13 protein-coding genes are annotated in these 11,950 nt (G+C 63.5%); 4 read left to right on the forward strand and 9 right to left on the reverse strand.

The genetic code is table 11. The annotated features are described in order from the left end of the window. Nucleotides 1-78 precede the first annotated feature (78 nt). From AC1RU4_RS13930 to AC1RU4_RS13940, 3 genes are all read left to right on the forward strand, one after another. Nucleotides 79-1,323: a tyrosine-type recombinase/integrase gene (locus tag AC1RU4_RS13930; protein WP_492891689.1), complete on the forward strand. Its 1,245-nt coding sequence runs from the start codon at nucleotides 79-81 to the stop codon at nucleotides 1,321-1,323. 110 nt (nucleotides 1,324-1,433) lie between these two features. After that, nucleotides 1,434-2,426 carry a hypothetical protein gene (locus tag AC1RU4_RS13935; RefSeq protein WP_492891690.1) on the forward strand — a complete coding sequence of 331 codons (993 nt, stop codon included), beginning with the start codon at nucleotides 1,434-1,436 and terminating at the stop codon, nucleotides 2,424-2,426. A 14-nt stretch (nucleotides 2,427-2,440) separates the two neighbouring features. Continuing rightward, entirely contained in the window at nucleotides 2,441-2,998 is a 558-nt protein-coding gene (locus AC1RU4_RS13940; protein ID WP_492891691.1) for a hypothetical protein, read from the forward strand. 218 nt (nucleotides 2,999-3,216) lie between these two features. Here AC1RU4_RS13940 and AC1RU4_RS13945 read toward each other — a convergent pair whose 3' ends face one another. The 4 genes from AC1RU4_RS13945 to AC1RU4_RS13960 are packed head-to-tail and all read right to left on the reverse strand — an operon-like array spanning nucleotide 3,217 to nucleotide 6,846. After that, nucleotides 3,217-3,543 carry a DUF2190 family protein gene (locus AC1RU4_RS13945; protein ID WP_492891692.1) on the reverse strand — a complete coding sequence of 109 codons (327 nt, stop codon included), beginning with the start codon at nucleotides 3,541-3,543 and terminating at the stop codon, nucleotides 3,217-3,219. Nucleotides 3,544-3,545: 2 nt separating this feature from the next. Then, nucleotides 3,546-3,758 carry a phage head-tail joining protein gene (locus AC1RU4_RS13950; protein WP_492891693.1) on the reverse strand — a complete coding sequence of 71 codons (213 nt, stop codon included), beginning with the start codon at nucleotides 3,756-3,758 and terminating at the stop codon, nucleotides 3,546-3,548. A gap of 2 nt (nucleotides 3,759-3,760) precedes the next feature. After that, entirely contained in the window at nucleotides 3,761-5,533 is a 1,773-nt protein-coding gene (locus AC1RU4_RS13955; protein WP_492891694.1) for a prohead protease/major capsid protein fusion protein, read from the reverse strand. Beyond that, entirely contained in the window at nucleotides 5,530-6,846 is a 1,317-nt protein-coding gene (locus AC1RU4_RS13960; RefSeq protein WP_492891695.1) for a phage portal protein, read from the reverse strand. Before AC1RU4_RS13960 ends, AC1RU4_RS13955 begins: the two co-directional genes overlap by 4 nt. Nucleotides 6,847-7,028: 182 nt before the next feature. Here AC1RU4_RS13960 and AC1RU4_RS13965 point away from each other — a divergent pair, with 182 nt between their 5' ends. After that, complete coding sequence (locus tag AC1RU4_RS13965) at nucleotides 7,029-7,331, forward strand: hypothetical protein (RefSeq protein WP_492891696.1); 303 nt, start codon at nucleotides 7,029-7,031, stop codon at nucleotides 7,329-7,331. Here AC1RU4_RS13965 and AC1RU4_RS13970 read toward each other — a convergent pair whose 3' ends face one another. The 5 genes from AC1RU4_RS13970 to AC1RU4_RS13990 form a co-directional block, all read right to left on the reverse strand. Then, the gene (locus AC1RU4_RS13970) at nucleotides 7,332-9,095 is read right to left on the reverse strand and encodes a phage terminase large subunit family protein (protein ID WP_492891697.1); all 1,764 of its coding nucleotides are present in this window, start codon (nucleotides 9,093-9,095) and stop codon (nucleotides 7,332-7,334) included. It abuts the gene before it with no gap. Next, nucleotides 9,088-9,513, reverse strand: a complete 426-nt coding sequence (locus AC1RU4_RS13975; RefSeq protein WP_492891698.1) for a hypothetical protein — start codon at nucleotides 9,511-9,513, stop codon at nucleotides 9,088-9,090. The genes AC1RU4_RS13970 and AC1RU4_RS13975 overlap by 8 nt, the downstream gene beginning before the upstream one ends. 143 nt (nucleotides 9,514-9,656) lie before the next feature. After that, nucleotides 9,657-9,947 (reverse strand): hypothetical protein, encoded by a 291-nt coding sequence (locus AC1RU4_RS13980; protein ID WP_492891699.1) that lies wholly within the window; start codon nucleotides 9,945-9,947, stop codon nucleotides 9,657-9,659. Continuing rightward, nucleotides 9,944-10,978, reverse strand: a complete 1,035-nt coding sequence (locus AC1RU4_RS13985; RefSeq protein WP_492891700.1) for an AAA family ATPase — start codon at nucleotides 10,976-10,978, stop codon at nucleotides 9,944-9,946. The genes AC1RU4_RS13980 and AC1RU4_RS13985 overlap by 4 nt, the downstream gene beginning before the upstream one ends. A gap of 147 nt (nucleotides 10,979-11,125) precedes the next feature. Next, nucleotides 11,126-11,332: a helix-turn-helix domain-containing protein gene (locus AC1RU4_RS13990; RefSeq protein WP_492891701.1), complete on the reverse strand. Its 207-nt coding sequence runs from the start codon at nucleotides 11,330-11,332 to the stop codon at nucleotides 11,126-11,128. Nucleotides 11,333-11,950: the final 618 nt, after the last annotated feature.

Genomic DNA, 11,950 nt, shown 5'->3' on the forward strand with positions numbered 1-11,950 from the left:
AATCCACGCTTTCGGCAGGCTCACTGTTCGGCGCTGATCGCCCCGATCCGTTGGTAGCCGCGAAAAGTGTTGGTATCCTTGCTGGTATCGCTCGCTATCAGCACGCCGGATACCAACGCCATGCCGCTCACAGATACCGCGATCAAGGCGGTCAAGCCGCAGGAACGCCCGTTCAAGCTCTCCGATGGCGAGGGCCTCCACCTCCTCGTCACTCCCGCCGGCGGCAAGCTCTGGCGATTCTCTTATCGGTTCGGCGGCAAGCAGAAGCTCCTCGCGCTCGGCTCCTACGATTACGTGAGCCTGAAAGAGGCTCGCGAAAAACGGGCGGGCGCCAAGCGGCTCTTAGCCGCCGGCGCGGACCCGAGCGAGGCTAAGAAGGCCCAGAAGGCCGCCGATACCAACAAGGCCACCGCCGATACCAACACCTTCGGCGTGATCGCCGACGAATATATCGAGAAGATCACCAAAGAGGGCCGCGCCGACGCCACCCTTCAAAAAGCCGATTGGCTCCTGAGGATCATCGCGGCGCCCCTCGCCAAGCGCCCGATATCGGAGGTCACGCCTGTCGAACTCCTCGACGTGCTGCGCAAGGTCGAGGCCAAGGGAAACCACGAAGCAGCTCGGAGAGCTCGAAGCGCCATCGGCCGCGTCTTCCGCTATGCCATCGCCACCGGCCGCGCTCAACGCGATATCGCCGCCGATCTCCAAGGGGCGCTGATCGCGCCTCAGGTGACGCACCGCGCCGCCCTGACCGATACAAAGGGGCTCGGCAGGCTCATGGCCGCGATCTATGGATGGAAGCGGGGCCAGCCTACGACGGTCGCCGGCCTGAAACTGCTCGCCATGCTCGCCCTGCGGCCGGGAGAGCTTCGGGCAGCTCGATGGGGCGAGGTCGACCTAGAGAAGGCCGTATGGACGATTCCTGCCAGCCGGGCAAAGATGCGGCGCCAGCATCGGACTCCCCTGCCCTCGCAGGCTATAGCCGTCCTAAAGGAGCTTCAGCCCATCAGCGATCGCGGACCGGATACCCTTGTGTTTCCCGCCACCACGTCGGTGAAAAAGCCCATGAGCGAGAACACTCTCAACGTCGCGATCCGGCGCCTTGGCTTCACCGCTGAGGAGATGACGTCACATGGCTTCCGCGCGGCCTTCGCCACCCTCGCCAATGAAAGCCGCCGCTGGCATCCCGACGCGATTGAACGGCAACTCGCGCACGTCGAGAGCAACAACGTCCGCCGCGCCTATACGCGCGGCGAACACTGGGAAGAGCGCATCAAAATGATGCAGTGGTGGGCGGACGAGCTCGCGAGGGTAGATCAATAGGCCTGCCGTGATTATGGCTACGACAGGCAACTGCAAGCTGAGACGTTGCGACGGGCTCGACTCTTTAATGCAGATATGCCTCCATCTCTTGTCGAAATAGGAGGCGCGTCGTGGCGAAGCAAGTGACTATCCAATATCGGCAACTCAAAACTGAAAACCTCTGGGAGGGGGTCGAGTTAAAGCCGATGATTGTCGATGTGCTTCGCCGAAGAGGATGGTCAACAAATGCGAAATTGAGGATTCTTGACCTTGATCAAGATCAGAGCTTTGTAATTTTAAACAAAATCTCGAATCCAGATAGCTGGGATGGACCAATTTTTTCTGGCCAAATAATTCAATTGCAAGAAGGGACAGATGTTCAAGCGGTTTTGCAATCTCTTGATGAGGATGCTCCGGAATTTTTGATTCAGAATTTGAACCTTGGTGAACAAGCGCGAGTATTGAAAGGCGCATTATATTTCGCCGTAATCGGAAATCACGTCGGCCTTATTGAGGGGCAGCAGGTCCGAGGGCGCACGCTTGAACGATATTTGACAGCGCTCCTTCAGCGAGCGGACGAGTTAGAGCCCGGACAAGCTATCATTCTGAACGGCAAGTTTATGGCTGGCGGCGGCAAAGAATTGGACGAATCGACTGAGATCACTGTTGCTGCAGAGCCGAATCGAGGTGGCACCGCACCCCCTACCGAGCGCGAGGTCATTGCAGAACGAGAAGCCGCGCATGAGCGCGACCATGGCAAGACCGTCTTCGATGTCCTTCGGACGCTGGGCTGGGACGATGAGGCAATCGCGAGCCTTGAGGCAGAAGTACCCAATGATGGCTGGATTGAAGGTTTCTTCCGAGTTTTCATCAAGGAGAAACGGCGTAAAAAGAAGCCGATCTCGCGAGCGACCATCAACGAGGCGCTGAGGAATATCGACCCCGCAGACCTCGGCCTCCGGGGGAACGGAAGCGAGAAAAACGGAATCGTCAAACTGTCGGTTCAGAGGCCGGTCGAGACAAACCGGTCGCTAATCGACCCCGAGAGTGCTATGGAACAGATTGTGAACGCGCTACGAGATTGGGCAGCAGCAGGGAAGATCGATTGCCAGTTCGAGGGGTAGAGAAGATAGCCATCGTGCTGTCTCTTGCCGGTGGCGCGGCCCTCAATCCGGGAACCATTTCCGGCGACGCTAGAAGTGCGCTTATAACGTTCCTTGGCCTGATATCTGCAAGCATACTCCCGACAATATCATTGCTGGTCAACAGCATGACAGCAAGCGGAAGATCAGTTCAATCAATCGATAAACTTGAATCTGAACTTCAAGCAGCGATGGACGCCCTCTTCTTCCTGTTTGGGTGCGTGGCAGTTGCAGTTGGCGCCTTAGTCGCTTTATCTATACATCCACCGGAAATTTTGAACCGAATCCCCTATCTGACAACTGACATATTGCCGCGATCGGGACAGATGATCGTTGTTGCGGCGTCATGCATGATCATGATGAGGGCCGGACAGCTGCCCGCAATACTTAGACGCTCACTTTTGGTTCGGCATGAGATAGCGGTTGCTGAAGCGCGTCGCAAATTGGCAGAAAACGCTCCAAGCGGGGACACGGTTCGAAAGGCATTCGCAACTCACCCAGACTTTGGAAAGGTCGTTTCAATGGGTGATTTGAACAACCGCGAGAACCACTGAGAAGCTGCGGAATCGACGACCTGACAAATGTGCCGCCCCCGGCCAATGTTCCGGGGGCGGCGATGATCGGCAGGAACAGCGGAGGCCCCTCCGCCATGACGGCACCGATCGCGTGAGCCGGCGCTCGCCGTCTGACCAGTGAACGCAGCGGGTCTACTCGGGGCGGGCTGCTGCGCTCTTCAGGGCGTGGTCACGCCCTCCGTTCTCCCCGCCGAAGCTCAGAAACCAGAGAGGCGCACGTTCACGCTCGTGGACGGATTGGCGGCGGCAGTGACGGCGGTGCCGATCTTGGTGTTGCCGCTGGCGGTCTTGTTCACCAGCTTGGTCGCCGCGTCGAAGTAGAGGGTGTCGCCGACGCTGATCGCGAGAGCGGAGACCTTCGGCAGGGTGAAGACGCCGCGCGTCTCGACGTCGACATCGGCGCCGCTGAGGGCGTCGCCGGCAGCGATGCCGATGATCGCACCGGAGATGACGACGGCGCCGGACAGGACGTCGGCGGGCGCCGGGATGGTGAGGCAGTCACCGGGCTGAACGAAGTTGCGCATGGTCAGAGACCTTTCGAGGTGCTGAAACGGATGATGCCGGGGCGGCGGCCCTGAAGGGCCGCCAGCTGGTTTTCGAGGTCGGCGATGGCGGCGCGCATCTCGGCGTCGCTCTTGAACTCGACCTCCTCATCGCCGAAGCGGGAGCGTTTGGTGCCGCTGGCGCGAAGCTCCCGCAGGGCTTCAAGGCGCGCGAGGATGATCCACGGGTCCACCATCGTCAGGCGCCCGGATTGCGCACGGCGCCGCGCCAGTCGAGGGCGCCGGCTCCGAAGTCGAGCACCACGCGATATTCTGTGCTGAGGACGTCCCAGCCCTCCCGGCTCGCCATCTGCGGACCCGGCGCGCTCGACAGGTAGGAATATTCCAGCACAGGCGCCGACGCCGGATCGGCGAAGACGTACCAGGCATCATCGGTGATGCGCGGCTCCACCAGCAGGGTCAGCTTGCCGCCGCCGAAGGGGTTCACCTCGGCGACCGTGTTGGCGGTGATCGTGGCGAGCACCTGTTCGGCGATCGTCTCAAGCTCCGGCCCGACCACGAGATACTTCGGCGTCACGGTGATGACGGTCTTGCCATCCAGCCCTTTCATGGTGCGCAGCGCCAGCCGGGCGGCGCTGAGGGAGGGAACGCTGAGGGCGGCTCCGGTCAGGGCGTTGCCGTGATCGGCGTGGAAGAGCCGCTTGGTGTCCTCGTTCATCACCGGCCCGGCGCCGCTCGCCTGCGACAGCAGCGACCACAGCACCCCGGCCTCGGTGGCGGCGGCGGCCTGTCCGGCCGCCCGCGACCAATCAGCGAAGGCATTGAGGTCGTCATTGATCAGCGCCTTGCGGGTGATCGCGAACATGCCGGCATAGGTGTCGAGCACATAGCTCTCGGCGGCTTCCGACCGGGAGACCGCCTTGATCTCCCCGCTCTCCGTCACCTTGGACAGCGCCGACAGTTCGCCGAGCTTCAGCGTCGAGCCGGCCCGGAAGTCGGCCCGCGAGCCCTGCCGGGCAATCTGCTTCAGCGGCGAAGCGGCGGCGGTGTAGCTCGCCAGCAGCGTGCGGGCGCCGACACCCTGAAGAAGCTGGGGGAAGTCGGAGGTGGTGTGCGCCGCCCGGAACAGCTCATCCGGGTTCATGCCCCGCGTCGAGACGCCGCGAGCCCGAAGGCAATCCGCTGCGAGGTCGCGCAGGCTGGCGCCGATGAACGGCCGGGCCGCTTCGGAGGGCGCGGTGCCGGCGAGCCGGGCGTCGAGGGCGTCGCCCATGGCGCGCAGCCGCACCGCCGGATCATCCTGCGGCGGCGCCTGCACCCGGATCGTCGGCGTCTGGCGAGACCGCTCGATCATCGCCGTGCGGGCGGCGCTGCGCGCCTGCTCGACGGTGGCGCCGGCGGCGATCTGCCCCTCGGCGAAGGACGGCGGCAGGTCCGCCAGTTCGCCAAGCGAGCGGATGCGTGCCTGATCGGCGTCCGGCATCGCCGGAGCAAGAGCGGGAGACTCGATATCGTTGGGATCGTCGGCCACGGGCTGGCTCCTGAGTTTGGCCTGCCGGTCAGCCGGCACGGCGACAAGGCTGGCTTCGAAGATGGAAGGGGTGACGGTCACGATCCGCTCGCCTGCTTCCGTCCGCTCGACGCGGGCCGCCTCGCGGTAGCCGATCGAGACGGAGAGCAATCCGTCGCGGGCGCGCTCGGCGATGGGCGCGATATCGGCCGCCATGCCGAGGCGGATGCGGGCGACGATGGCGCCGCCCTCGCGCTTGGCGGTGACGATGGCGCCGATCGCGTCGCGGGCGCTGCCCTGCCGGTGATTGTCGAGCACCGGGAGACCCGCGAGGGTGCCGAGCTCGACCGCCGAAAGGTCCAGCAGTTCCGTGTAGGCTCCGCGCGCGTCGCGGCGGCGGACGGCGGCGCCGGTCGAAATCACCGCGTCGAAGGTCCGATCCGCTTCGGACCAACTCGACGGGCGGGTGTCAGCCGGCAGGCGGCGGGTGATGTTGGTCATTCGGCGGCTCCCGGCTTCGGCGTCACGGTGGAGAAGGACAGGCCGAGCCGCGCCTCGCGCACCCGATCGGTGGCGATCTCGGCGTCGAGCTCGGCGATGTTCCAGCCCCGTTCGTTGACCTTCTGGCGGCGGGAGGCGAGGCCGGCGGCGATCTCCGCAAGATCGGCTTCCACCGCCTTGGCCGGGTCGACCTGAAGCGGCGCCGGGGCGATCCATTCGGCCCGCGCCTCCGGCTCGCCGTCGAGCACCATCAGGCGCCGCCAGACCGGGGCCAGGAACTGCGGCACGAACGTGCCATAGATGAACTGCTCCGTCCGGCGCCGGAACGGCAGGAGACCGGCCCGCAAGCTGGAATAGTTGGCGCCGGTGAGGTCGCCGTCGAGCATGAAGGCGGGAATCCCGAGCCCGGCGGCGAGCGCACGAATCTGCGTCTTCAGCAGGTCGGTGACCGCTTCGGCCTGCTCCGGCGTGGCGAAGGTGACGGTTTGCCCGCCCTTCAGGCGGACCAGCGTGCCCGGCTCGATCGACGGCTGAGGATCATCGCCGAACGCATCCTCGCCGCCGGTGACGTCGTTCTGATCCGAGATGAAGCCCGCGAACATCGCCGCGACGCTGGCGCCCATCAGCAAAGCGTCGGTGAGCTTGTCGAACTCATTGGCGGTCAAGATGATCGAGGCCGTCCACGGCACGCCGCGTATCTGACCGGGGAAGCTCGGCCGGAACACATGGAAGACGTCGCCGGCGTCGACCCGCACCGGGGCGGCCCAGCCGGCGAAATTGTCCTCGCGAAAGGGGCTGATCCAGTAGGCAATGCGTCGTCCGGTGGTGTCGAACTCGATGCCCTGCACGATGGTGCCGCCCTCGATCGTCCGCGTCAGCGAGCGGTCGACCTGCTCGACATCCAGTTGCCGGAGCTTCAGGCCGTCATCCGCCAGCATCGCGAGGATGAACGCCTCGCCGCGCACCACGACATCGCGAAACACGGCGGCTTGCAGCCCGAAGAAGTCGGTGCGCCCATCCGCATCGGCCGTTTCCGCCCAGCGGTCGAATTGCTCGACAAGCCGGGGCTCGGCGGAAGGCCGGATGCCGGTGCCGATCGTCTCGCCGACAAGGTTCGCGATGCCGTTGCCGATCAAGGGATTGTTCTCGGCGAGATGCGCCGAGCGGGCCGCGAGCGTCTGACCGGCGGCGCCGACCTCGGCATTCACCCGCCCGAAGCGGCCGATCGAGAAGGTGCGCCGGCCGCTCGCCGCGCCTTCATATGCGCGAGTGCCAACTGAACCGGAAAACATGCGCTTGATCGTGGCGAACATGCAAACGAACGAATCATGTTCGCCGGTACCGCGCAACGAAAATCATTGCTCACATGCATCTAAAACTTAGTATATCGCCGCATGACATTGCAGATTTGCGATTTCATCCAAGTTAGCGATCAAGGCAACTGACGTAACGATGCGGTGCTGCTACCGTTACAATCTCAACGGGACGGGGCGAAATGACCAAGACCGACGACAATTCACTGACTAAGGCAGAGAAATTCCTCTGGATCGTTCAGACAGCAACACTTGCAGTCGTTACGCACAAAGCGGTTCGTGAAGGTAAAGATTCGAACCATTTCATGAATTTTGAAGACCTCGCTCGAAATACCATGTCCACCGCCGTCTGGGCGGCAGATCGAATACCTCTTGAAATGAAAGCGTACGAGGCGGCTGATCTATTTTGCGGATGGTTTCTCTATGGAAATCGTTACGAAGATGGAGACGAAGATGTCTCTTGGTTCCAGAATAGGAATGAGTAACTACCGCTCCATCCAGCTCGATCTGATCACGCTCGGCGACGCCTTCGCGGGCGGCGCGCCTTTCAAATCCTCTTCACGGCGGACATCGTTCGTCGTGATAAGCGCGCGAGCGGCAAGCGCGTAGCAGAAGCCATCGAGCGCTTCGGCGCGCTTTCCCGGTATGCGCTCCCACAATCGCACCGGCTGGCCTCGCACATAGCGCGTCACCCGGTGCTCGCTGGTCAATTCCTCGAAGAAGCGAGACGGAAGGCCATCGCTGAATCGGATGCTGCGGCCCGCTTTCAGCCGGCCCATGATCGTGGCCTTCAGCCCGTCGACACCAACGATGAAGAGCCGTGAGCCCTTCGACTTCGATGCGGTGATGATCGGTCGATTGCCTTGCGCACCCTTGATGGCGACGATGCGTCGGCCGAACCGTGGTGCGCAAAACGCTTGAACCTTGTCCATCCATTCGCCATCGCCTGCGTCGACCGCACCGGCATCGACGCCGATCCGGCCTCCAAGTGGGTGAGGCCATGTCGAGCGCAGAAGGTCGTCGAGGTCGCGCCACGTCCGGTCATCATCCGGCCGGCCCCAAATGGTGTGATAGTCAAGGACAAAGGTCTCGGTGCGGGAATGGCCGAGAATCACGGTTTCGAGGCGATCATCTTGGACGTCGGTGCCGGTGCTGATGAAGAGCACGTCGGCAGGAATCGAACCGAGCGAAAACGGTTCGGCGCGGGCCGCGAGCTCACCCTCGTCCAGATCGTCGGCGCTCTCGCGCCACGGCTCGCCGAGCACTGTGTTGACGAAGGTTTGCAGCGTCTCCGGCGCCTTTTTAGCTTCCAGAAACTCGGCGGCGAGACGTGGCCATGCGGCATTCGGCAAGGTGCTAATGAGCGCCGACAGGCGATAACCGTGATGTCCTATCACTTCCGGTTGCGTCGCTCGCCAGCGCCCGGAGGCAATGAAGGCCGGCTTGTCAGCTTCTTCGACGATCCCGCCGCAGGAGGGACACGCCCAGTGCGCCGCTTCGGGCCGGCCATCCGGCCAGCGGATTTGCACCCAGCGGATTTCATGGTGCTCGCCGCAAGCAGGACAGACCGGCTCAAACACGCGTTTGTCGCTGCGCTCATATGCCCGGCAAATCCGGCTGGTGGTTTCATGAACCGGCGTACTGCCGGCGATAATGCGCCGGTTTGCGAACGTCGCGGTCCGGCGTTCGGCCAGCGCGACGGGATCGCCTTCGCCTCGCACGTCCACCTCGAAGGCGTCGATTTCATCCAGCAGGAGAACCCGTGCGGTATGTCCGCGCAGATTGCGCGGTGCTCGCGCCGACACCAGCAGGAGCGATCCACCGGCGAACCGGCGGGACAGCATATTGTCGCGGCCGGTGACGTTTGCGGTCAGGGCCGATCGAAGCACAGGGGACTCGGCGAAGGTCGGTTCGATCGTGCCAGTCATCAAGGTGCGACAGTCCGCATCGGCGGGCAGGACACAGAGCACGGGGCAAGGATCGTTGGCCGCGAAGTGGCCCAGCGCCGCGATCATCAAGTTCGTATAGCCGACGCGCGCGCTCTTAAGGATAGTGACCCGCTCGGCAGCGGGATCGCCCATGCTGCGGGCGATGGCGACCTGATGGGGCCAGAGTCTCATGCGACCGGGATGAGCCGCGATGCTCGCTGGAAGATGCACGCTCGCCTCGACCCATTCGGCGAGGTCGAGCTTGGCGGGTGGCCTGAGGGCCGCCAGCGCGTCACGACGCAGTTCAGCAAGATCAGCCATCGGCGAGGGTTTCCAGCGCAGTGCGCAGTTCACGATCAAGCGTCCCGGCCTGATCGCGCGTCAGCTCTGGGAGCCGGGTAGGAACGGCGAGAATGGCCGAACGCACGTCCGTCAAGATGCTCGCCCATGTTGCCTTAACGTCAGCGACCGGGATCATTTGTCCGCGCGCGACGGCATTCCGCATTGCCAGCGCGTCGGCAGCTTCCTTGGCCTGCCGAGCCCGTTCCGTCGCGAGCCCGGCGTGCGCGTCCCCGGCGCGGCCGGCGGCAACGGATCTCAGATGCTCACAATATGCTCGGATGGAGCCGGGGGCGTCATAGCGCCCCCGTCCGGCTTTCACCACGAGGTCGCGGGAGGCGAGTTCCCGCACCGTGCGCGGGGCGATGCCCAGCAGCGCCCCGAGCTCATCGGCCGTCACCAACGCTCCCAGAGGCGGCGGTGCCCCCTTAGCGGAGTTTGCAGCGAGCGACCCGTTGGGGCGGCGGTCCCCCGCGCTGGGGGTAGCGGGGAAGTACCTTTGACCGGCCACACCTGTGACCTTCTGGCCACGCTTCGCCATGGTCACGCCCCCTCCGGGAGTGGCCCGGCGTCGGCGAGCCAGCGGCGGTTAAGCTCGGCGAGGCGAGCGTGCTCGACGGCGACGCCCGATGGCGTCGGGGACACCGAGCCGGGATGAATGCACCCGATGGTAACGCACCGGGTCAGCCGAAGGTCATCTATGCACCGCCAGATGATCGGCAACGACAAGCCCGTGCATATACGAACCTCGGCGGGCGACCGGGCTCCGTCGAGCACGAGGGCATCGAGCACAAGCCGCACCTGATGATCAATCACAGGAGCGTAGATAATCATGCCGCGCTCCCCGTCTGGTCAGTCAGCCGGGGGCGAGCCTGAGGGCGCCCCCTCATACCCCCATCACTTCCATCACAACCGTCACGAAGGAGAGGGGAAGAAGTGACAGGTGTGACGATTGTGATGGGGGTAGAGTAGAGGCCGCGCTTGAGCTTCTCGACCTCGCCAGCTTCGACCATGGAGCCCAAGCGCTGCCTGACGACATCATCGGACAGTCCCGACGCCTTGGCGATTTCTGCCGGCCTCATCGGCTCCCCAGCCGCCTTGAGGGCGGCGAGGATGGTGTTGCGCGTATCCGAGCGCTGGATTTCATCGCGGTCGCCCAGCGCCCGCCAGCGGCAGGCGTTCCCGTCGAATTGTAGGGCCAGATCGAATGCCTCGACATCCCGGCCCCTGCCGTAGAGGGTTGCGCCCTTCGAACTTTTGTCGAGGATAAGTGCGTGGTCGGCAGCGCCAACGAGGCCCGTCGTGGCGCTGATGGCGTCAAGCGGGTCTTCGTCTGCCCCGCTCTTGCGGGTATGAGTGACCACGATGACAGCGATTCCAAACTCATCGGCAAGCGCCTTGAGCGGGAGGGTCGCGTCATAGTCGTCGGCGTAGAGCCGGGCGCCCTTGGCGCCCTTCGCTCGAATGCGCTGAAGCACGTCGACCACAACCAAGCGGGGTGTCGAACTGCGGACGATCCATTGGCGGATATCGTCCTCACCACCATCCCCGAGCGGCCGACATTCGGTCGCCAACGCCAACCGCTCCGGCACGTTGGCTCCGACCAAGAGGCGGCGCAGGCGATCTTGCAGCCGGCGCTCGCCGTCTTCGAGGCCGAGATACAGAGCGGCACCATTGTCGACATCGCGGCCGAGCACAGTGCCGGCGCTAGCGACGGCGGCGGCGATATTGAGCGCGAGCCAGGACTTTCCGAGCTTCGGTCGACCTGCGAGCAGGGTCAAACCAGCGGGAAGAATGCCGTCGACGATGAACCGGGCCGGCGGAAACTCCCGCGAGAGAAGGTCACGAGCGGATATGATGTTCACCGGGGCGCTACCTCTTCGAGGCCGGTCATCGCGGCGAGCACGAGGCGACCGATTCCATTCGGCCAAAGGCAAGGATCAAGACGGCGAGCATGGAGGGCGGCAGCTATCGCTTCGACAGCGGAAAGGTGGGGCGGCATGATGCGGCCCTCACGCGCTGCCAACGCGCGGCAAGCCCTCGACGTACCGGCGCAAGTCGCCACGCCGTAGGTACGTCCTTGCGCCTAGCTTCACCGCTGGCAGACGACCCGAATCGATTTCTTCGTAAAGCTTGGTCACGCCCAGCGGGAGAAGGCGTCTCCGCTCGTCACTGCGAAGCGGGATCAGTTCAAGATCAGCGTTAGTCTGGCTGTTCATCGACAGAGGCCCCAATTATAGGGGACGCCTCCGCCATAACAGACAAAGGCCGCCCCGAAGTTTCCACTTCGTCTGGCGGGCCTCTTGCCCAATCCTTGCGCGTGCCTACTGCCCAGCGCTTTTGACATGCTGACATTAGCGAACCGTCGCCGTTCGCGTCAAGCCGCTCCCGATCGCGAATGTTTGTGTGGCAGATGGCCGCGATTCCGGTCGCGCCTCTCGGCGCGCCTACTGTCGAGCGGATCGCCTCAAAGCTGGTATTTAAGCTGGTATCTTGGAAAATTCACCATAAGATTAACATTTATTATCATGATGATAAGTCATTTTTTCTTGTCCTGCTCAGGGAGCCATCGCCTTTTGTACGCCAGAGCGCGATATTGCGCGCCAGCGTGCGATGTTTCCCTACGCTACGATCCTCTACGCTCCTGCTGGCATAGCCATCGCAGGACCGCGAGACCGATCGAAGACAGGCGTACAATAGCGTTGCGCACCACGGTCGCCCACCCCTTCAGACCACCCTTCGCAGAATCGGCGGCCATGGCGTGGAAAGACGGCCATGGCGTGGAAAGACAGGTGATCGGCGGTGGATTTCGACTTTGCGCCAGCAGCGGACGTTGG

The sequence above is a fragment of the Ancylobacter sp. GW821-FHT10E12 genome (assembly GCF_058809335.1).

Excerpts from the sequence above, each read along its gene's own strand:
- AC1RU4_RS13945 (WP_492891692.1), bottom strand. The coding sequence starts at position 3,543 with ATGCGCAACTTCGTTCAGCCCGGTGACTGCCTCACCATCCCGGCGCCC.
- AC1RU4_RS13950 (WP_492891693.1), bottom strand. The coding sequence starts at position 3,758 with ATGGTGGACCCGTGGATCATCCTCGCGCGCCTTGAAGCCCTGCGGGAG.
- AC1RU4_RS13955 (WP_492891694.1), bottom strand. The coding sequence starts at position 5,533 with ATGACCAACATCACCCGCCGCCTGCCGGCTGACACCCGCCCGTCGAGT.
- AC1RU4_RS13960 (WP_492891695.1), bottom strand. The coding sequence starts at position 6,846 with ATGTTCGCCACGATCAAGCGCATGTTTTCCGGTTCAGTTGGCACTCGC.
- AC1RU4_RS13965 (WP_492891696.1), top strand. The coding sequence starts at position 7,029 with ATGACCAAGACCGACGACAATTCACTGACTAAGGCAGAGAAATTCCTC.
- AC1RU4_RS13970 (WP_492891697.1), bottom strand. The coding sequence starts at position 9,095 with ATGGCTGATCTTGCTGAACTGCGTCGTGACGCGCTGGCGGCCCTCAGG.
- AC1RU4_RS13980 (WP_492891699.1), bottom strand. The coding sequence starts at position 9,947 with ATGATTATCTACGCTCCTGTGATTGATCATCAGGTGCGGCTTGTGCTC.
- AC1RU4_RS13990 (WP_492891701.1), bottom strand. The coding sequence starts at position 11,332 with ATGAACAGCCAGACTAACGCTGATCTTGAACTGATCCCGCTTCGCAGT.